19 protein-coding genes and 1 pseudogene are annotated in these 21,549 nt (G+C 36.6%); 9 read left to right on the top strand and 11 right to left on the bottom strand.

The features are described from left to right. Nucleotides 1-75 precede the first annotated feature (75 nt). Nucleotides 76-975, top strand: a complete 900-nt coding sequence (locus tag LPB89_RS07780; protein WP_230701202.1) for a patatin family protein — start codon at nt 76-78, stop codon at nt 973-975. A gap of 81 nt (nt 976-1,056) precedes the next feature. Here LPB89_RS07780 and LPB89_RS07785 read toward each other — a convergent pair whose 3' ends face one another. The 5 genes from LPB89_RS07785 to LPB89_RS07805 all read right to left on the bottom strand — a co-directional run bounded on the left by LPB89_RS07785 (nt 1,057) and on the right by LPB89_RS07805 (nt 6,843). Next, on the bottom strand, nt 1,057-2,292 hold the full coding sequence (locus LPB89_RS07785; protein WP_230701203.1) for a lanthionine synthetase LanC family protein: 1,236 nt from the start codon (nt 2,290-2,292) through the stop codon (nt 1,057-1,059). A gap of 9 nt (nt 2,293-2,301) precedes the next feature. Further along, nucleotides 2,302-3,267: a T3SS effector HopA1 family protein gene (locus tag LPB89_RS07790; protein ID WP_230701204.1), complete on the bottom strand. Its 966-nt coding sequence runs from the start codon at nt 3,265-3,267 to the stop codon at nt 2,302-2,304. Next, nucleotides 3,254-4,357: a phosphotransferase gene (locus LPB89_RS07795; RefSeq protein WP_230701205.1), complete on the bottom strand. Its 1,104-nt coding sequence runs from the start codon at nt 4,355-4,357 to the stop codon at nt 3,254-3,256. The genes LPB89_RS07790 and LPB89_RS07795 overlap by 14 nt, the downstream gene beginning before the upstream one ends. Before the next feature lie 69 nt (nt 4,358-4,426). Next, entirely contained in the window at nt 4,427-5,878 is a 1,452-nt protein-coding gene (locus LPB89_RS07800; RefSeq protein WP_230701206.1) for a hypothetical protein, read from the bottom strand. Nucleotides 5,879-6,321: 443 nt separating this feature from the next. After that, a complete protein-coding gene (locus LPB89_RS07805) occupies nt 6,322-6,843 on the bottom strand; it encodes a hypothetical protein (RefSeq protein WP_230701207.1) in 522 nt (173 codons plus the stop codon). 123 nt (nt 6,844-6,966) lie between these two features. On the opposite strand from LPB89_RS07805, the gene LPB89_RS07810 reads away from it, so the two are divergent. The 3 genes from LPB89_RS07810 (at nt 6,967) to LPB89_RS07820 (ending at nt 10,926) form a co-directional block, all read left to right on the top strand. Beyond that, complete coding sequence (locus tag LPB89_RS07810) at nt 6,967-7,734, top strand: TSUP family transporter (RefSeq protein WP_230701208.1); 768 nt, start codon at nt 6,967-6,969, stop codon at nt 7,732-7,734. Nucleotides 7,735-7,882: 148 nt separating this feature from the next. Continuing rightward, complete coding sequence (locus LPB89_RS07815; protein ID WP_230701209.1) at nt 7,883-10,219, top strand: ATP-dependent helicase; 2,337 nt, start codon at nt 7,883-7,885, stop codon at nt 10,217-10,219. An 86-nt stretch (nt 10,220-10,305) separates the two neighbouring features. Next, nucleotides 10,306-10,926 (top strand): L-threonylcarbamoyladenylate synthase, encoded by a 621-nt coding sequence (locus LPB89_RS07820; protein WP_132036854.1) that lies wholly within the window; start codon nt 10,306-10,308, stop codon nt 10,924-10,926. Nucleotides 10,927-11,118: 192 nt separating this feature from the next. Here the strand turns inward: LPB89_RS07820 and LPB89_RS07825 are convergent, their stop codons facing one another. From LPB89_RS07825 to LPB89_RS07835, 3 genes are read right to left on the bottom strand one after another with little or no spacing between them, the layout of a single operon-like run. Further along, nucleotides 11,119-11,952: an OmpA family protein gene (locus LPB89_RS07825; protein WP_154340934.1), complete on the bottom strand. Its 834-nt coding sequence runs from the start codon at nt 11,950-11,952 to the stop codon at nt 11,119-11,121. 32 nt (nt 11,953-11,984) lie between these two features. Beyond that, nucleotides 11,985-13,004 (bottom strand): glycosyltransferase family 2 protein, encoded by a 1,020-nt coding sequence (locus tag LPB89_RS07830; RefSeq protein WP_230701210.1) that lies wholly within the window; start codon nt 13,002-13,004, stop codon nt 11,985-11,987. A 20-nt stretch (nt 13,005-13,024) separates the two neighbouring features. After that, entirely contained in the window at nt 13,025-13,474 is a 450-nt protein-coding gene (locus tag LPB89_RS07835; protein ID WP_230701211.1) for a type I restriction enzyme HsdR N-terminal domain-containing protein, read from the bottom strand. Between the two features lie 73 nt (nt 13,475-13,547). On the opposite strand from LPB89_RS07835, the gene holA reads away from it, so the two are divergent. From holA to ettA, 4 genes and pseudogenes are all read left to right on the top strand, one after another. Further along, nucleotides 13,548-14,552 carry a DNA polymerase III subunit delta gene (gene holA, locus LPB89_RS07840; protein WP_230701212.1) on the top strand — a complete coding sequence of 335 codons (1,005 nt, stop codon included), beginning with the start codon at nt 13,548-13,550 and terminating at the stop codon, nt 14,550-14,552. Nucleotides 14,553-14,620: 68 nt separating this feature from the next. After that, the gene (locus tag LPB89_RS07845) at nt 14,621-14,803 is read left to right on the top strand and encodes a CAL67264 family membrane protein (protein ID WP_035680915.1); all 183 of its coding nucleotides are present in this window, start codon (nt 14,621-14,623) and stop codon (nt 14,801-14,803) included. Between the two features lie 38 nt (nt 14,804-14,841). Then, a pseudogene (locus LPB89_RS07850) lies at nt 14,842-15,198 on the top strand (four helix bundle protein). Nucleotides 15,199-15,230: 32 nt separating this feature from the next. Continuing rightward, nucleotides 15,231-16,922: an energy-dependent translational throttle protein EttA gene (gene ettA / locus LPB89_RS07855; RefSeq protein ID WP_127340008.1), complete on the top strand. Its 1,692-nt coding sequence runs from the start codon at nt 15,231-15,233 to the stop codon at nt 16,920-16,922. A gap of 245 nt (nt 16,923-17,167) precedes the next feature. Here the strand turns inward: ettA and LPB89_RS07860 are convergent, their stop codons facing one another. Both LPB89_RS07860 and LPB89_RS07865 read right to left on the bottom strand, forming a co-directional pair. Next, entirely contained in the window at nt 17,168-17,581 is a 414-nt protein-coding gene (locus LPB89_RS07860; RefSeq protein WP_230701213.1) for a thiol-disulfide oxidoreductase DCC family protein, read from the bottom strand. A gap of 439 nt (nt 17,582-18,020) precedes the next feature. Continuing rightward, nucleotides 18,021-20,186: a DNA mismatch repair protein MutS gene (locus tag LPB89_RS07865; RefSeq protein ID WP_230701214.1), complete on the bottom strand. Its 2,166-nt coding sequence runs from the start codon at nt 20,184-20,186 to the stop codon at nt 18,021-18,023. A gap of 129 nt (nt 20,187-20,315) precedes the next feature. Here LPB89_RS07865 and LPB89_RS07870 point away from each other — a divergent pair, with 129 nt between their 5' ends. Next, a complete protein-coding gene (locus tag LPB89_RS07870) occupies nt 20,316-20,981 on the top strand; it encodes a uracil-DNA glycosylase (RefSeq protein ID WP_230701215.1) in 666 nt (221 codons plus the stop codon). Nucleotides 20,982-21,139: 158 nt separating this feature from the next. Here LPB89_RS07870 and LPB89_RS07875 read toward each other — a convergent pair whose 3' ends face one another. After that, the gene (locus LPB89_RS07875; protein WP_230701216.1) at nt 21,140-21,526 is read right to left on the bottom strand and encodes a DUF4258 domain-containing protein; all 387 of its coding nucleotides are present in this window, start codon (nt 21,524-21,526) and stop codon (nt 21,140-21,142) included. Between the last annotated feature and the right edge of the window lie 23 nt (nt 21,527-21,549).

The raw sequence follows: 21,549 nt of genomic DNA on the forward strand, positions 1-21,549 counted from the left end.
AATAATTTAGGCAATGCTTTAAGTCTATTTTCTATGCTCCATTCTCTATATTCTAAAAAAAAATACAATAAACTTATGAGAGCATTGGTTATTTCCGGTGGAGGCAGTAAAGGAGCATTTGCTGGCGGCGTCGCACAATATTTAATAGAAGAAAAAAAGCATGAATACGATCTCTTTTTAGGAACTTCGACCGGAAGTTTGCTGATTCCGCATTTGGCTCTTGGGCATATAAAAAAAATCCACTGGGTGTATACCAATGTTACCATGTCTAAAATCTTTAATATTTGCCCTTTTGTTGTGAAAATTAAAGATGGAATTGATATTGTGACGATCAACCATTTTAACGTTATACGTCAGTTTTTCAAGGGAAAAAGAACTTTTGGTGAAAGTAAAGGTTTGCAGAAATATATTAAGAATAATTTTTCGATATCCGATTTTAATAAACTCAAAAAACTCAAATCTGATGTTGTTGTAACGGTTACGAACTTAACCAAAAACGAAGCGGAATATAAATCCGTGAAAGATTGTACCTACGATGAATTCTGTGACTGGACCTGGATCTCGAGTAACTATATTCCGTTTATGAGCCTGGTGACCAAAAATAATTATGAATACGGGGATGGAGGTTTTTCGAGTCTGGTGCCTATTCGCGAAGCTATCAATCGCGGCGCCACCGAAATTGATGTCATTGTTTTGGAAACCGAAGTCAATATGGATAAAATGGTTATTGGTAAAAATCCGTTTTCCCTGATGATCGATTTGTTCCGAATAGCGCTGGATCAGGTAGAAAAACACGATATTGCTATAGGAAAACTTATGGCAAACAATAAGAATGTGAAACTTAACTTATATTACACGCCCACAAAACTTACCAATAATGCTTTGATTTTCAATAAGGAAGTCATGAAAGAATGGTGGGAACAGGGGTACGAATATGCCCAGAATAAGTCTGAAATTATGAGTGATAACAAGTAGTTTAAAATAAAAAAAGCAGGTAATCAATTGATTCCTGCTTTTTTGATTAATGAATATAGTAGTTGAATTTTTTTAATCTTATTAAGAGAGTCCCAGTTCGGGGATCAATACACTTTTATGTTTGTCTTTATTCAGCAAACGAAGGTAAAAATAACCTGTACCGGCAATACCCATCATAAGGCCGGGCGTATATTGCCCTGAATTCAATCCGGTAGACCACGGAATATTATTATCCTGATATTTACTAATACCTGCATTACCTACAGCTTCTGCAAGTTGTTGGTATTCAATTCCTCCGCAATCCAGTATAATATCTGCATTTCCTGCTATACCGTGACAGATCGAGTAATTGGTATTACTCAGATTTTCCACCAGGCTATGATAAACGGAATTGGCTGTAGTAGTAAGGGCAATATTCATTTCGTGGGTAAAAACAGTGTTTGGATAAAGCTGGTTCGCCTTTAACCTTGATATCGTAATTCCCGGAGCTCCGTGACACCATGCAACGCCGCATACATTTCCAGCGGAACCTGAACGGACATCGTCTCTAAAATCCGGCCAGTTTTGCTGTGAGACATCGAAGGACTGACGTTCGTAATTAAAACCTCCCTCAGCAGCTTCCAAAAAAGAAGGATTCCCGGTAACCTGATGCAATTGTAATAAAGCCAAGGCGATACCGGAAGAACCATGTGAAAATCCAGTCAGGTTTTTTTGAGACGGAACGGTTGCCCAGGACCAGATAGAGTTGTTTTTAACTGCTGCATTACATAATAAATTTCCTAAAGCAACCGCCTTGTCCAGAAACTCCTGTCTTTTGAAAACGGTATATGCATCCAGCAGAACGGGTATGGTTCCGGCAGCCCCACTTATAATGTCGATTTCGTAAGACTGAAGTGAATCTGTGGGAATGCTTTCGAGCAAATCAAGTCCGTCTTTTATCCAGTCTTTTTTTTCAAGTGCTGTTCCCAGTTTTATTAATGTTGCAGCTATCCCGGGTTTTCCTGCATAGAAGCCATGATTGGAGGCCTGATCCATCGTGGATCGTACCTGTTCAATACTGCCTTCTATCGTTTTCATCAAAATGGGATCTTTTCTTTCGGAGTACAATGCAGCCAAAAATAAAGCAATGCCAGAGGTTCCGGAATACACATCCGGTCCAAAAGTTTTGATTACGGGCTGATAAGTCCCATTGAGAGGCTCAAAAGAATACCCTTGCCAGGTACAGGATGTATTATGCCAGATACTGGTTTTCATTAAATGAGTGCCAATATTCCAGGCCGTTTCAAGGAAATTATTCTTATTTGTAGTTGAATCCATGGTTGTTTTTTAATTGAATGATATTTTTGATCCTTTATTGAGAAAGGTGGCTTTCGGGTCTATTCCTCTCTGCACAAAAGCGGCTGCAATTTCATTAACGACTGCATCAGCGACCACCTTTTTATGGGCTGTTTGGAATAAGGTTTCTGCGAGTATCGCTACCCTGTTCATTCCAAAACTTTCCTGTGCATTTGGACTTTCTGCTATGCCGACACCTTTCGCATACGGATAAGCAAAAAGCGGAACATCTTGTTCCAGATACTCTTTCATCTCATCGCAAACTTCCGGTAATAACATTTTGATTATTGGAAGAATAGCGTCTTCTATATAAAGTACTGCTGCATCACGTCTAAAATATAAATCAGGATGGTTCAGACACTTAAAGAGAAACGGAATATTGTAATAATTCAATTTTTTGGTAAGGATATTAATAAGTACAGGAGCGCCTTCGCTAATACAATTCCAATAAATGCGGGTCAAATGCTGAGATGGATTCAGGGACTGATTGCTAAAAACATAATGGAAAGTAGGCTGCCGGTGTTTGTCTTCTTTTGGGAAAAATACAGTAGCGATCTGACCTGTTTCCGGAATTGATCCGACAGGAATATCTATTAAAGAAGATAAGGGAATAATGCGGTTTTTTGCCTGTTTGGCTATTTCTAAATAACCGTTCGGATAAATGGTTTTTACCACCCAGTCTTTTTCTGTTTTATTTTGCGTGTGATTATTTTGAGACAGCAATTCTGAAAAAGCATCATTAGTTTCGCTAAAATGAAGCTTTCTTTCTTTTTCACCTGACTGATAGGTTTCCTTTAAAGCATAACATTCCGAATACAGGATGCCGATGAGACTTCCCATCGCATTTTCGGGAGTAATGGCGTATTGTTTTTCCCGAAATATAATACCGGAGTCCGAGATATGAAGCTGACTGACGAGTCGGGTGAGTTCTTTTACAATGGTTTTATCCTGGAACATAATCTTGTTGTAGTTTTATATTAAACAATTCCTTTAAGGCGGTAAAAGGATCATTCATAATGTTGAAGGCAAGTTGAATGCACCGCATGCTATTAGCCTCTATTTTTGAATTATAAGTGATGCCTTCCAGACTGGTCTGGATAATCCTTGCAGCGGTTAGCTGTATCATTCGAATTAAAATGGTACTATAACTTGATTGCGGATAATTTTGTATGGCCATATATTCATAAAGAAAAGCCTGCGCAGAAGATTGTGTGTTTTTGATATCATAAGGCTGCATGTATTCAGGCAACTGGTAACCCGCAGGATTATTATTATCGAATCCAAGAAGCCAGACACTAATATAGGACTGCATTAATCCGGCGACATCCCACATCGGATCACCAATATCTGCCAGTTCCCAATCGATGAGTTTTTGTGTAAAGCCACTCTCATTTGGGATGGCCATAAAGTTGATCCATTTAATATCACCGTGTATAAAGTGGGTGTAATTCCATGATACTGCCAGATTGATTAAGGTATTTTGTAAAACATAATTTTCTTTTATCAATTGTATGATACTGGTGCTTGCCTCGTTGTTGACAAAAAACTGATCAGCATTGTACTGGTCCAGTTGCAATACCCAGGGAAGTGCTTTTGGAAACATTGAATTATCTGTTTGGGGATCAGGTACAACATGGCACGCTGATAATATAGCGGCTTGCCCGCGGGCAAGATTTAAGTCGAAATTTTTGGTAAGCATATAATGCTCGTATAGGTTTTTTGCATTGTATAACAGTTCGGTTACCATTATATTGTGATCCTCATCATGATCCAGAAGTTTAGGAACATGAGCCGCAATGGATGAAAATTCGGTATTGTTTTTAAGTAAAGTATAGGCATTGATTTCTCTTCGGAATAAGCCGTCAGCAACCATGTCCTTTTCCATTTGTTTGACAAAAAGAGAATTTTCAGGCTTGACGATTATTTTTAGGATGGTATTCCTGGTGTTTACGGGATGTACCATAAAATGGCCTTTAATCACTGCATCTTCATCAATAAGTTGTCGTTTATGTAAGTACTGATAAACGGTTTCAGGGGTTAATTGCATAACGTAAGATTTAAGGATTAAATAAGAATCGCAGGATTTTTAGATCCTGCGATTTTTTAAATTAAAGTATTATCCGCAGATAAATGGTATTCCGGTACAGGATACTGTAGGGATACAAGATACTGTTGGAATACAAGATACTGTAGGCACGCACTGATTTACCGGCAATGTTGGTATTGCAGCAGCGTTCACATCAGCAGCATTTCCTGAAACTTTGCATATCTGTGGCAGTGTTGGATAACAGTAAGTTGTATGTGGCGGCCCGACATTTACATTACCTGCACTTTGAGCAACACCATTACAAATAAAAGGTATTCCGGTACAGGATGCCGTTGGGATACAAGACAATGTTGGAATACAGGATACTGTCGGGATACACTGATTTACAGGTAAGGTTGGTATTGCAGCAGCATTCGCATCAGAAGCAGTTCCTGAGATTCCGCATATTTGTGGCATTGTTGGAATGCAGAATACGGAGTGCGGTGGTCCGGCATTTAAATTACCAGCACTTTGAGCAACACCATTACAAATAAAAGGTATTCCTGTGCAGGATGCCGTTGGAATACAGGATAGTGTTGGAACACAAGATACTGTAGGGATGCACTGATTTACAGGTAAAGTAGGTATAGCAGCAGCATTTGCATTTGCGTCAGTACCGCTTACCGATCTGCATACCGGAGGATAGGTTGGAAAGCAAACCAGCGTTCTGCTTTCTGCATTTGCAGTATTACCTGCATTTTGAGCGACACCATTGCAAATAAAAGGTATTCCTGTGCACGAAGCTGTTGGAATGCAAGATAATGTTGGAATACAGGAGACTGTCGGGATACATTGATTTACAGGTAATGTAGGTATCGCAGCCACATTTGCATTAGCATTCTGTTGCGTCAGACAAATGGGAGAGATTCCTGTTACACATGATGTAATGGTCGGAACACATTGTACCGTTGGTATTGGAAAACATTGTGTAATTGGGATGGTTGGAAAACCAGCCTGACTGTTTAGATAGTTGGTGTAGATATCACCTTTCAATAATGGAGAGGCTTTATCATCGCAATGGCAGTCTGTATTTAGGGAACCACTGGCATGCAATGTTAATAAACTTGTAAACTGGCTGTCATCTATCTCACTTTGGATACCGGCAAGCAGTAACGGTACAGAGAATGTATGGTTGTAGTTGAAACATTTCCATCCAAGGAACGGAACGTCTATACATGGATTCAGACCCAGGTCAAAACTAAAAACACCACTGGCTTCATTGAAGTTAGTGATGCTCACTGTAATTTTGAATTTACTAAAAGGCTGCCACGTGAAACTCGTGTTGGTATTAAAGCTAAAGCTTTTTGTTACATTTCCAAAAGGAGTTTTTAATCCTATTGTTATTGTAACCTGGCCTTTTACAGCACTGGCAGAAATGCACATACTACAACCCAGAAATGAGGGAGTACACCACTCTGAGGCCGCAAGACTGTCGTACCCTTCGTACACAGCCCCGTTTTCTACGTTTAAAATCTTAGACATATTATTGGTTGATTTGATACCTACTCTTTTTTAGGGTTTTTCGGTTTTCTTCCCTGTTCTTTGGTTGATTTGCTTATTGTTTAAAATAAATGGGGAGACAATAACTTTCTCGCTTTATCATGTAAACACATGTTGGTTTTTATTGTCGTAAATCATTTTAGTAATAAGTGGAAAAACAAACGACGCTAGCTTTTCATCTGTAATTCTGAAATAAAATTACTGGGCATAAGATGCTTTTGGAAAAGAAATGACAGGAGCAGGAGATTTTTTGTTATGAAAGAAGAAAAACGAAACATAAAAAAACTCCTTCAGATTATGAAGGAGTTCGGTATAAAAAAAGCAGGAATTCATAACTGAACATCTGCTTTAATGTATTATATATCAATTAGTAATGATTTATTGTGTTATAAAGGACTATTTTCTGTGGAGTACTATTCAGGATTCTACCACAACTCAGCAACTTCATTTTTGATATATCCCAAGGCGGCATTGCTTGGAGATTGTTTTTCTAATAGATCATTCAAAATTACTTCACGCAATTTGTCCGCGCTGTCAACGCGGTCACTCATGGCCGCTTTACGTATAATTTGTATTGTGGAGTTTTTTGCAGTTGTAATAATAGTCCAGCATTCGTCAGACATATAAATTTGCTGCGTCAGATTGTGTTCGAATTCCTGTTCGATCTGGTCGATTACAAAATTTTCATAATCATGTTTTTCGTTCGAAATAGGAGCAATCCTGATCAGCAGTTTCGTTAAGTTGATGCGCTCTAAATACAAAGTCATGCGTTCGTAAGCCTGCAAACGAATCGGCAGCGATTCGCTGTGCGCTTGTTTATTCAACAAAAAAGCACGCTTTCTGTCGTTGTTTTTAATATGCAATTCAAAAAAACTGTAGGCCACAAATCCGGTAACAATGGCTGGTAAAGTATAACTTGCTAATTCTATAATTCTTGTAAAATCCATTTTAGTAATTTTTCAACAAAAATATACTTTTTGACGAGAAATCCGCTTTAAAATTATTGTAATAAACAAAATGGAATTCTACTTTTGTGCACAGTTCTTCAAACCTACTGATAAACGACAGAAATGGAATCATACATCATTATTTTACTTTGTACAGCGGCTTTTGCGGCAGGATTTATTGATGCCATAGTGGGAGGCGGTGGACTGATTCAAACCCCAATGGGATTGATTCTGTTACCTAACTTGCCTGTTTCCACCGTTATCGGGACTTTAAAACTGCCGGCTTTCAGCGGAACGTCTTTTGCTGCTTTTCAATACCTGAAAAAGGTTGTGATTCAGTGGAAGTTGTTATTGATCATGATGTTTCTGGCAGTTCCGTCTGCTTTTTTGGGTTCTACTTTATTAACCTATGTGAGCAATGATTTTATGAAACCGCTTTTGCTGGTTATTTTATCACTTTTGCTGATTTACACCTATGCAAAGAAAAATTTCGGGCAGCATGTTGCGAAAGAACATTCTGATAAGACACAAATTTTATATGCGGTGGCAATTAGTATGGTCGTTGGTTTTTATGATGGGTTTATTGGCCCCGGAACAGGAAGTTTTTTGGTAGTAGCTTTTATAGCACTTATGGGCTTTGATTTCCTGCATGCTTCCGCGAATGCTAAAATGGTTAATCTGGCAACGAATTTCGGTTCGATTTGTCTGTTTATGTTCAAAGGGAAGATAATTTGGGCAATTGCATTGCCAATGGCAGCAAGTAATGCACTGGGTGGCTGGTTAGGCGCTAAATTAGCCATTAATAAAGGAAACGGTTTTATCAGAATGTTCTTTCTGGTCGTAGTAATTGGTACTTTGATCCGTTTTGCATACGACGTTTTTTATAAGTAAGCTACCGCCTGATAAGTAGTCTGGCTGTTACGTTTTTTTGTTTTAGGACACTATTAAAAATTTACTGTCTTAGTATCTTCATCATAGCCACTTAGTCACTTTCTTTTTCCATCTTTAATTCTTATTTTTGCATAAACAGAAAAAATTCATGCATAAATATATTGACCAGCTAAACGAAGCGCAAAGAGAACCCGTTCTGCAAAAAGACGGGCCAATGATTATTATTGCTGGTGCAGGTTCGGGAAAAACACGTGTTTTAACCATCAGAATTGCGTATTTGATGCATCAGGGAGTTGATGCTTTTAATATTTTATCGCTTACTTTTACGAACAAGGCAGCTCGTGAAATGAAGCACAGGATTTCTGATATTGTGGGACCGGCCGAGGCAAAAAACCTTTGGATGGGAACATTTCACTCGATTTTTGCACGTATATTGCGTTCAGAATCAGAACATTTGGGGTATCCTTCCAATTTTACCATTTATGATTCTCAGGATTCCCAGCGACTGATTTCTTCCATTATAAAAGAAATGCAGCTGGACCGTGATGTTTACAAACCAAAGCAGGTTTTAGGCCGAATTTCAAGTTATAAAAACAGTTTAATTACAGTAAAAGCCTATTTCAATAATCCGGAATTGCAGGAGGCAGATGCAATGGCAAAAAAACCGAGGTTAGGAGAAATTTACCAGCAGTATGTCGACAGATGTTTTAAGGCCGGAGCAATGGATTTCGATGATTTGCTATTGAAAACCAATGAATTGCTAACCCGATTTCCGGAAGTTTTATCCAAATATCAAAACCGTTTCCGCTATATTCTGGTGGATGAGTACCAGGATACCAATCACTCCCAGTATTTGATTGTAAGGGCTTTATCAGATAAATTTCAGAATATTTGTGTGGTAGGAGATGATGCACAGAGTATTTATGCTTTCCGTGGGGCGAATATCAATAATATTCTGAATTTCCAGAAAGATTACGAAGGCGTAAAAACTTTTCGACTGGAGCAAAATTATCGCTCAACACGAAATATTGTAGAAGCTGCAAATACTATTATTGATCATAATAAAACCAAATTAGATAAGATTGTCTGGACAGCCAATGATTTTGGACCAAAAATAAAAGTACACCGAAGCCTTACTGATGCTGAAGAAGGTCGTTTTGTAGCCAGTACAATTTTCGAGCAGAAAATGCAGAATCAATTGCACAACGGTTCTTTCGCTATTTTATACCGTACCAATGCGCAATCGCGTGCTATGGAGGATGCCCTGAGAAAACGAGACATACCGTATAGAATTTACGGAGGTTTGTCTTTCTATCAGCGCAAGGAAATCAAGGATGTACTTTGTTATCTGCGTTTGGTGATTAACCCGAAAGATGAAGAAGCATTAATTCGTGTGATCAATTACCCGGCACGTGGAATAGGGGATACAACAGTTGAAAAACTGACTATTGCAGCCAATCATTACAAAAGATCGATTTGGGAAGTAATGGTCAATATTGATAAAATTGACCTGAAACTGAATTCGGGAACGAAACAAAAACTAAACGATTTTGTAACCATGATCCAGAGCTTTCAGGTAATAGATCAGAACCAGGATGCTTTTTATATTACCGATTATGTAGCAAAAAAAACCGGACTGGTTCAGGAGCTTAAAAAAGACGCTACTCCCGAAGGAATGGCTAAAATTCAGAATATCGAAGAACTTTTAAACGGTATAAAAGATTTCACCGAGGGTCAAAAAGAAATTGATGGCGCCAGAGGAGCTTTGTCTGAATTTATGGAAGACGTAGCGCTGGCAACAGATCTGGATAAAGATACAAACGATGAAGATCGTGTCGCTTTGATGACCATTCACCTGGCAAAAGGACTCGAATTCCCTCATGTTTTTGTAGTCGGAATGGAAGAAGATTTGTTTCCGAGTGCCATGAGTATGAGTACAAGAAGTGAACTGGAAGAAGAAAGACGTCTGTTTTACGTAGCACTGACACGTGCAGAACATCAGGCCTATCTAACGTATGCACAATCGCGATACCGTTGGGGAAAACTAACAGATAGTGAACCATCACGATTTGTGGAAGAAATTGACCCGCAATATTTAGAATATTTAACGCCGGCCGAAAGCAACTATCGCTATAAGCCAATGATCGACAGCGATATTTTTGGCGATATTGACAAATCGAAACTGCGACTGGCAAAACCGGTAGGAGGAACTCCACCTAAATACATAACGGACAACGAACCGAAGCCGGATTTGAATATCCGAAAATTAAAACCGGTTGCAGGTACCAATCCAAATGCCGGAGCTCCCAATTTATTTGACAATAAGCTGACTGTCGGCAATATCGTAATGCACGAGCGTTTTGGTAAAGGAGAAGTGGTTAATCTGGAAGGCGCCGGACCCGATAAAAAAGCCGAAATCAAATTTGAAGTCGGAGGAATCAAAAAACTTCTGTTGCGATTTGCTAAACTGGATGTTGTAGGATAAAATAATGTTTAAGTTTCGTGTTTCAGGTTGTTTTGACTAACTTGAAACATGAAACCTGAAACAAACTAAACTTTTAAACAAAAAAAATGGCCGAATTTATAAAAATATATCCCGATAAACCCAGTGAAGCTGCAATTGCAAAGGTTGTAAAAGTGCTTCAGAATGGGGGACTGGTCATTTATCCAACAGATACGGTCTACGGGCTGGGTTGTGATATCACCAATTCGAGGGCTTTAGAAAAAATTGCAAAAATCAAGGGCGTAAAACTGGAGAAAGCAAATTTCTCGTTTATCTGCCATGATTTAAGCAATTTATCAGATTACGTGCGTCAGATTGATACAGCTACTTTTAAGATTTTGAAAAGAGCTTTGCCTGGGCCTTATACTTTTATCTTACCCGGAAATAACAATTTGCCGAAAGAATTTAAAAAGAAAACAACCGTTGGTATCCGTGTTCCTGATAATAATATAATACTGGAAATAGTAAGGCAATTGGGGAATCCCGTTGTGTCAACTTCAATCCGGGACGAAGATGATGTAATTGAATATACAACGGATCCGGAATTGATTTTTGAAAAATGGCAAAATCTGGTAGACCTTGTAATTGATGGTGGTTACGGAGATAATGTGGGTTCTACAATCATCGATTTATCAGAACACGAACCTGTAATTGTGAGAGAAGGAAAAGGCGATATTGGGATTTTGTAAAAAAAAACTGAAATTGTATAATAATCAAAAAATAATCCCTAACTTTAATATCAGTTAAAATTTAGTTAGTTAATTGAAAATAATGCTATTCTTGATTTATATTTAATTGGTTATTAAAAAAAGTTAAGAATACATAAAAGCAGGTCATTAGACCTGCTTTTTCTGTTTTTATAATAAAGAAAACAATGCTTTTTATTTCGCTTGTTTTTTCATTTCTTTTTCAATCATATCATAGAACTGATCGATTTTTGGCATAACCACAATACGTGTTCTTCTGTTACGTGATTTATTTTCAGGAGAATCATTAGCAACTAAAGGTACATATGAACTTCTACCTGCAGCAATTAATTTTGCCGGGTTAACACCTAAATCATTTGTTAATACACGAACGATTGAAGTAGAACGTTTAACACTTAAATCCCAGTTGTCTAGCAAAACACCATTACTTTTGTAAGGAACATCATCTGTGTGACCTTCAACCATACATTCGAAATCTGGTTTATCATTTACCACTTTAGCTACTTTAGCCAAAACTGATTTAGCTTTATCACTTACGTCATAACTACCGCTTTTAAATAACAATTTGTCAGCAATAGAAATGAAAACAACACCTTTTTCTACGTTGATTTCGATATCCGGATCGTTGATTCCAACAGCTCCTTTTAAGCTTGTTACTAAAGCTAACGTTACACTGTCTTTTTTAGTTAGAGCGTCTTGTAATCTTGATATTTTTAGATCTTTTTCTTTTAAACTTTCTAAAGATTTTTCAAGATTTTCAGCACCCTTTGTAGTTAATACCGTTAGGTCTTTTGAGCTGTTGATTAAATCCTGATTATGTTGTTTATAACTTTCTGCCGTAGCCGCCAATCCTGCTTTTTCTTCTAAACATGAATTAAGTTTTACAGTACAAGAATTTAATAAGTCCTGAATCTCTTTGTTCTTAGCTTCCAAAGCTGCATATTCCTTTTTAGAAACGCACGATGTTAAAGCCATTAATACTGATAGTGCAATTACTATTTTTCTCATAATTTTAATTTAATTAGACGTTGATTACAAATTTAGTTTTTAATATTTTGAATTCTGTTAAAGATTTCTTTAAATACCGTCAGTTTCTTTATGTAATACAAGTAAACGATACTTTTTACGGTATAGTATTGTTGTATTTGAAAATCTTTTCTTTTTCTTATATATTTTAAAGATATGCAATAAAATGAAAAATGTGCTTTCAAAATGGCAAAAGTATGCCGGAATTTTCCCTGTGTTACAAAACGCATCGCTGCAATTCCATCCAGAATCATTCGCGTGAAAATCACAAAGAAGAGTCCTTTTTTAGGAAGGTTTTTGACAAGCATTAATAACGAATTCCTGAAATTCAAATACGTTTTTTTAGGATTTCCATGCTGTAAAGTGGCTCCTCCCACGTGATAAACAGTTGATTGGGAATTGTATTTAATAATGTAACCCTCATTCAGGGCACGCCAGCACAAATCGATTTCCTCCTGATGGGCAAAAAAGGTTTCATCAAAACCTCCCAATTCGTGATACACTTGTTTTCTTATGAAAAAACAGGCTCCGGAAGCCCATGATAATTCACAATTATCCTCATATTGACCGTTATCTTTTTCGATAGTTTCAAAAATTCTTCCACGACAGTAAGGATATCCGTATTTATCGATAAAACCACCTGCTGCACCGGCGTATTCAAAATATTCCTTATTTTTAAAATCAAGAATTTTGGGCTGTATAATAGCAGTTTGATTTTCAAGAGCAAAGGTTTCAATAATAGGTTGTAACCAATTTTCGGTTACTTCAATATCAGAATTAACCAAAGCATAAATTTCGGCATCGATATGAAGTAAGGCATCATTGTAGCCTTTCGCAAAACCATGATTACCGTTATTTTGGACAATTTTAATGTTTGGAAAATTTTCTTTGACGAAATTTACAGAATCGTCTGTTGATGCATTATCAGCAACATATATGGTGGCTTCTTCCGAAAATTGAATTACGGAAGGTAAAAACTGCTCTAACAATTTTACCCCGTTCCAATTTAAAATGACGACTGCTATTTTATCCAAAAGTATTTTTTTATAATTTATTAAACTTGCCTGTAATCCGGTAGCGACTGTAAAAACTCATATTTTTCGTTTTCAAAATCCATTTGACAATAAAAATGACTCAGACCGTTGGTAACATTCAAAAACCGTGCCTTCATTGTCATATTATAACGTGCAATCTGATCAAAAGTTGCCTGTGAAATCCGTACTTCAGGAGCTTTACATTCGACTAATATATGTATAGAGCCATCAGGATTAAACACAACAACATCATACCTTTTTCGTAATCCGTTGACCGTAAGAACCTTCTCTACGTTTATCAATGATTTTGGGTATTTTTTTTCGTTCATCAAATAATGAACAACATGCTGGCGAACCCATTCTTCCGGGGTAAGAATGATAAATTTTTTCCTGATTTCATCAAAAATAGACACTTTATTTTCGCTATTTTTGAATCGGAAAGTATATGTAGGGAAATTTAATTGCTGCATAGCGCAAAAATATTAAAATAGTTTTAGGTTTCAGGTTTAAACTTGAAACTTTAAACTTGAAACAAAAGATTGAATGGACGAAGTTGTAAAAATTGTTAACGATATAAAAGCCGGAAATATTAAGCCAATTTATTTTTTAATGGGGGAAGAACCTTATTATATAGATAAACTGTCTGAATATATAGAACAGAATGTACTGTCAGAAGAAGAAAAAGGGTTTAATCAGACCGTTCTGTACGGAAGGGATGTTTCTGTAGAAGATATAGTTTCAACGGCCAAACGTTATCCTATGATGGCTGATCGTCAGGTTGTTATTGTGAAAGAAGCACAGGATTTGTCCAGAACCATTGATAAAATTGAGTCTTACGTAAATAATCCGATGGAAACTACGGTTTTGGTTTTTTGCTACAAATATAAAACACTTGATAAACGTAAAAAAGTCACCAAGCTACTTGCTCAAAACGGAGTAGTGTACGAAAGTAAAAAGTTATATGAAAACCAGGTAGGCGACTGGATCAAACGGGTACTTGCCGGAAAAAAATATACCATTGATCCAAAAGCAAATGCCATGCTGGTTGAGTTTTTAGGGACCGATTTGAGTAAAATTAATAATGAACTTGAAAAATTACAGATTATTTTGCCTCAGGGAACTGTAATTACGCCCAATCATATCGAAGAAAATATCGGTTTCAGTAAGGACTATAATGTTTTTGAACTTCGTAAGGCAATTGGCGAACGAAATCAATTGAAAGCCTATAAAATTGCTGAAAATTTTGCACATAATCCTAAAGAATATCCACTGGTAATGACAACGGGACTAGTTTTTGGATTTTTCATCCAGCTTTTGAAATACCATGGACTTAAAGATAAAAACCCTAAGAATGTCGCCGCAGCAATTGGCGTAAATCCTTATTTTTTAAAGGAATACGATTTGGCGGTAAAGAATTACCCAATGCGAAAAGTGAGTCAGATTGTGGGTGCACTGCGTGATATTGATGTAAAAAGTAAAGGAGTCGGGGCTAACGCATTATCGCAATCGGACTTGTTAAAAGAAATGCTGTACAAAATATTTAATTAAGCCGTGAAAATTCACGATATTTGCATTTCCGAAAAAAATAAATGACATTAAAAATTAATTAATCAATTATGGGAATGAATAAAAATACCGTTTTAGGATGGGCTACTTTTATAATGGTACTTATGGGATTGTTACTTATAGGTCTTGGAGCTTTTAGATACAGAGATGTTTCAGGCTGGGGATTTGTCGCTGTTGGTGTTGGCTTTTTTGCTAATGCCTGGGTTTTTAATGCGTTGAAAGGAAGAGTTTAGTTTGTTGTTGTGGCGAAAATAAATTTGAAGATTTAGAAATTTGGCAAAAAGCTAGAGAATTATGTCAATATGTTTAGTTATTGATTCAAACAACAACTTTAAAAACAAATTATTCACTAAAAGATCAAATCGACAGAAGTTCAGGATCTGTAATGGATAATATTGCAGAAGGTTTTGAAAGAAATGGAAATAGAGAATTTATACAATTTTTAAGTATTGCAAAAGGTTCAGCCGGGGAGGTAAAATCGCAATCTTACCGAGCTTTTGATAAAAAATTGATTTCAGAAGAACAACATTTGAGATTAAATGAAATGACTGAAATAGAAAAAAATAAAATAGGAGCGATGATGAATTATTTAAGGAATTGTGAAATCAAAAGACTTAAATTTAAATAATTTAACAATAAACTAATAACAATAAACATAATATGTCAGACGATAAGAAAGTAATTTTCTCAATGCAGAAATTGAGCAAAACCTATCAGGGAGCAGATAAACCGGTTCTTAAGAATATTTACCTGAGTTTCTTTTACGGTGCAAAAATTGGTATTCTTGGACTTAACGGTTCAGGAAAATCTTCTTTATTAAAAATCATTGCAGGAGTTGATAAAAATTTTCAGGGAGATGTTGTTTTTCAGCCTGGCTACACTGTAGGTTATTTAGAGCAGGAACCAATACTGGATGATTCTAAGACCGTTATCGAAATTGTGCGTGAAGGAGCTGCTGAAACTATGGCAGTTTTAGAAGAGTACAATCAGATTAATGATTTATTTGGTCTTCCTGAAAATTACGAAGATCAGGACAAAATGGATAAGTTGATGGATCGTCAGGCGGCTTTACAAGACAAAATTGACGCTCTTGGTGCCTGGGAAATCGATACCAAATTAGAAATTGCAATGGATGCGTTGCGCACTCCGGAAGGTGATACGCCTATTAAAAACCTTTCAGGAGGAGAGCGCCGTCGTGTCGCTTTATGCCGTTTGTTGTTGCAGCAACCGGATGTATTGCTTTTGGATGAGCCTACCAACCACCTTGATGCGGAGTCTGTACTTTGGTTAGAGCAGCATTTGGCACAATATGCAGGAACTGTCATTGCGGTAACGCACGACAGGTATTTCCTTGATAATGTGGCAGGATGGATTTTAGAGCTGGACAGAGGAGAAGGTATTCCGTGGAAAGGAAATTATTCTTCCTGGTTAGACCAAAAATCAAGCCGTATGGCACAAGAAGAGAAAGTAGCTTCCAAACGCAGAAAAACTTTAGAACGTGAGCTTGACTGGGTTCGTCAGGGAGCGAAAGGACGTCAGACGAAACAAAAAGCGCGTTTACAGAATTACGATAAATTATTGAACGAAGACCAAAAACAACTGGATGAAAATCTGGAAATTTACATCCCGAATGGTCCGCGTTTAGGAACTAATGTTATCGAAGCCAAAAATGTAGCCAAAGCTTTTGGAGAGAAATTGTTGTACGATAATTTAAACTTCACTTTGCCACAAGCCGGAATTGTTGGAATTATCGGACCAAACGGTGCCGGTAAATCAACCATTTTCAAAATGATCATGGGAGAGCAAAAAACTGACAGCGGAGAATTTTCGGTTGGTGAAACGGTGAAAATAGCTTATGTAGATCAGTCGCATTCTAATATTGATCCAAATAAATCGATTTGGGAAAACTTTGCCGACGGTCAGGAACTAATCATGATGGGTGGAAAACAAGTGAATTCAAGAGCTTATTTATCACGTTTCAATTTTGGTGGCGGCGAGCAGAATAAAAAAGTATCCATGTTGTCTGGGGGAGAACGTAACCGTTTGCACTTAGCCATGACCCTGAAAGAAGAAGGAAACGTACTTTTACTGGATGAGCCAACGAATGATCTGGATGTAAACACACTTCGTGCACTGGAAGAAGGTTTGGAGAATTTTGCAGGTTGTGCCGTAATTATTTCGCACGACAGATGGTTCTTAGACAGAATCTGTACACACATTTTAGCTTTCGAAGGAGATTCTGAAGTATATTATTTCGAAGGTGGTTTTTCTGAATATGAAGAAAACAAAAAGAAACGTTTGGGTGGTGATTTAACTCCAAAACGTTTGAAATACAGAAAGTTAATTAGATAATAGTTCTAATAATTTGCAAATTTAAAAATCCCAAATTCCAATTGTAAAAATTGAATTTGGGATTTTTTGTTTCTAGTCGTTATGATCCATGCCATTTTTGTCATTTCGGGGAACGGGAAATCTTAGTGAGTAACTTCGCAACGAAAATCAAATCTTTGTCGAACTTCTCGCGAAGATTTCTCGTTCGCCGCAATGACAATACTGCAGTGAAGAATTGGAATTTGGAATTTTTAAAAAATTTGGAATTAAAGAAATTTTGCCTTCAATTCCGGAGTAGGAATCATACAGCTTTCTTTTTTACCATACCATTTGTATCGATTTTTAGCAATATAATCGTAAATATAATTTCTAAATTTTTCCGGAAAAATTTTCAACACGGAAGATAAACTATAAATTCCACCCAAATCATTACCAATTTCAAGAACAGCAGAAGATTTATAATAGTACGCAACACCCGGATGATACAAAACAATGCTATCAATTTTATTTTGATCAATTCCTATATACTGACAAATCTCAATTCCCAATTCCGATTGCAAAGCCACAAACCTAAAAATATCTTTTTTGTCATGTTTGATGATAAACTGAACGGCGCCATTACATAAATTGCAGACTCCGTCGAAGAGGATTATTTTTTTGTTTTTTGGAAGATCTTTCATTTGGAAAATTTCAAGTTTAAGAGTTAGAGTTTTTAAGCTTTGTCAAAGCTTAAAACTTTGACAAAGCTTGCATCTGGTTGTCATTTCGACGAAGGAGAAATCTTCGCAAGTAGCTCCGCTGCTAAAATCCCAATCTTTGTAGAGCTTCTCACGAAGATTTCTCCTTCGTCGAAATGACAATATTGGAGATTTCTTAAAATGAAATAATAAGTAGTCATAAATGCGGCTTTTTTGCTATTGATTCTATCTATAGAAATTTAATTTTTTATAAATTTAACGAATCAAAAACAGCTTTCATAAATAAGCGTTAAGCGTCTTTTTTAAATTTTACAGCTTCGTTTACAGCTCCGGCCGAGATGTTTATTTAAATCGCTTTATTTTAATTTTTGACTATTTTTTAATGTTTTTAAACTGTAAAAACCGCAACTCAAAACTGAAACTACTTCTTACCCGCTTCAACAAACTCTAATTCATCCAGGCTTACTTTTGAAGTAAACATTCCGTAGTTTACCGTTGCTTTATTTTTTTCTATGGAATCAATACTTCCAACCGATCTTCCATCCTGCATTCTTACTCTGTCACCCACTTTCAGAATTGGTTTCGGTTTTTCGATAACAGGCTTTAGTTTCTTTTCTTTTTTCTCTTTTCTGATTTCTTCCACCTGAACCGTAACTTCGGCGATCACTTCTTTCTTCTTTTCGATTATCGCTTTTGCTTCTTTTGGAGTCGCTTTTTTACGTTTGGAATTTTCAATTTCAATAATTTTCAAAAATTCACCGATGAGTTCTTTTTTGTTTTTGTTATTGAAATATTTCTCCGAGATGTCTTCAATTTTTTGCCCAATGTAAATGGTCTTTTGGTTGCTGTCGTACAATTCCTGATAGCTTTCCAGTTTTTGTTTGATTTTTACATTGATGTTTTCCATTTTCTTGCTTTCCTCACGTGCCCTCGTTTCTTCTTCTTTCAAATTGATAGAAGTTTTTTCAAGCTTGGAACGTTCTTTCTGAAGGGTTGCAATCGTTTTATCAAAACGGACTTTGCCGACTTCAATTTTCTTTTTCGCACGATTAATCAATCCAAACGGAATGCCGTTTTTCAAGGCCACTTCAAATGTAAAAGAACTTCCGGCCTGACCAAGGGCCAGTTTGTACATAGGTTCAAGAGACTTTTCGTCAAACATCATATTGGCGTTTGTAGCAAAAGGCAATTCGTTGGCGAGAATCTTCAGATTAGAATAATGCGTCGTGATAATTCCGAAAGCTTCACGATGATAGAATTCTTCCAGAAAGATTTCTGCTAAGGCGCCACCCAATTCAGGATCAGATCCTGTACCAAACTCATCAATCAGAAACATGGTTTTTTTATTACACTTTTTCAGGAAATAATTCATGTTTTTCAATCGATAGCTGTAGGTACTCAGGTGATTTTCAATAGATTGATTGTCGCCGATATCTGTTAAAATCCTATCAAACAGAAAGGTTTCACTTCGTTCATGTACCGGAATCAGCATTCCGGATTGTAACATTAACTGGAGTAAACCAACTGTTTTAAGCGAAATTGTTTTTCCTCCTGCATTAGGTCCTGAAATAACAATAATTCGGTTATCTTGTTTTAATTCAATAGTTTGCGGATGCGTGATTTCGTTTTTCTGCTTGTTATTGAGATACAAAATCGGATGATACGCTTCCCTGAAGAATAATCTTCTTTCTTCCGTAATCGTTGGCAGAATTCCATTGATTCTGTTGGCGTACTTTGCTTTTCCAGCTACCACATCAATATCACTTAAAAACTCCTGATATTTAATTAATAACGGTAAAAAAGGACGAATTGCATTAGATAATTGCTTTAAAATTCGCGTAATTTCCTCTTTTTCTTCGTATTCAAGATTTGCTAATTCCCTTGAATATTGTAAAGTTGCTTCAGGTTCGATATAGGCAATACTTCCGGTTTTGGAACTTCCTAAAATAGAACCTTTTACTTTACGGCGATACATGGCCAAAACTGCCAAAACCCTGCGGTTCTGTACAAAACTTTCCTTAATATCGTCCAGATAGCCAAGACTGTTATTGTGGGTAAGGGCAACTCCAAAACTTTGGTTTACTTTACCGCGAACGATATTCATATTTTGACGAATGCTCAAAAGGGCAGGCGAGGCGTTGTCTTTTATCTCACCATATTTGTCTACAATGGCGTCAATTAGTGTTACAATGTCTTTTGTATATTCGACTCTTGAAGCCCTTGCATTTAAATTCGGATAATAGTCATCGAATTTTTTAAGGAAATTCAGCAGGAAATTCGATGTTGATGAAAGCGTCGCAATTTTCCTGAAACTGCCCACTTCCAGAAAACTGTCTTCGATGGCCAGAAATTTAATTTCGTGCGTTATCGCGTCAAAACCATGATTGGGAATTGCGTTATTATTCTGAAACGACGAAACATATTCTGATGTCTGCATCAAAGCCTGCATCAAAGTTTCCTTGTCTCTAAATGGAGTTATATGTAAAGCTTTTTCCTTTCCAATGTCGGTATTGCAACCAGCTGAAATGGTTTCGAGTACGGTTGGAAATTGTAAGTCTTGTAATGTTTTTTCGGTAATACTGATCATTTATTCTCTTTATGAAGTCACGCAAAAGTACAAAAATTGTAGCATTGAATGAGGTAAAGTTTTGGTCTAATTTTATAGTGTGTAAATATGATTGCAATAAAAAAATTCCGAAATTCGCATAAAAAAAGTATGGACGTTAAAATGCATGATTCCTGGAAGCCCGTTTTGAAAGAGGAGTTTGAAAAGCCCTATTTCAACGAATTAATTGCTTTTGTAAAATCAGAATATGCGACCAGGATTTGTTATCCAAAAGGTAGCCAGATTTTTTCTGCTTTTGACCATTGCCATTTTGATCAGGTAAAGGTTGTAATCATCGGACAAGATCCGTATCACGGTCCTAATCAGGCCAATGGATTGTGTTTTTCTGTAAATGACGGAATTCCGTTTCCGCCTTCACTTCAGAATATTTTTAAGGAAATTGAAACCGATTTAAATAAGCCGTTACCAAAAACAGGTAATTTAGAACGTTGGGCAGATCAGGGTGTTTTTCTTTTAAATGCTACTTTAACCGTTCGACAATCTGAAGCAGGAAGCCATCAGGGAAAAGGCTGGGAAAAATTTACAGATGCCGTTATTAAGCAAATCTCTGCCGAGAGTAAAAATGTGGTTTTTTTACTTTGGGGAGGTTTTGCCCAAAAGAAAGCAGCATTAATTGACGCTTCAAAACATCATATTTTAAAATCAGGACATCCTTCACCTTTAAGTGCAAATAGAGGATTTTGGTTTGGGAACAAACATTTCAGCCAGACGAATGCTTTTCTGAAATCGAAAGGGATTCAAGAGATTGAGTGGTAATCTTACACCATATAGGTGACGTTAGTCACATATAAGTTTTATAGAATCTTGTCATTTTGGGGAACGAGAAATCTTAGTTGGCAACTTTGCAACAAGGATCTAATCTTTGTTGAGCTTCTTGCGAAGATTTCCCGTTGCTCGAAACGACAAAATGTTGATTATTTTTCTAAAGGTTTTTTGATGATTTCGTCTAAAACGGCTTTACTTTCGTAGTTAATTACCTTTAGGATAATTTCCTGATTTTTGATGGTTTTGCCTTCAATTACATAAAGTTTTCCTTTTTTGAAAGGCACATTGCTCTGATCAAAATCAACATCTCCGTAAGTTAGTGTTTTTCTAACATCGGCTGTGTCAACCCATTTTTCATTTAAGGTCTGAATTGCCTGTGGTGAATATTGAAAAGGTTTTGTACGCAGATTATTTAAAACCCTGGCATTTGGAAAGTAATTGCATCTGGTGTCTTTCCCACTAAAAACAAGCGCTACGAAAAAGCATCCCATAATAAGACCAATCAAATAATAAGCAAAACGATGTACGAACTTCATGAAATAATTTTTTGGCAAAGGTA

The sequence above is a fragment of the Flavobacterium sp. ENC genome, assembly GCF_020991415.1.
In the GTDB taxonomy this organism is placed as follows: Bacteria; Bacteroidota; Bacteroidia; order Flavobacteriales; family Flavobacteriaceae; genus Flavobacterium.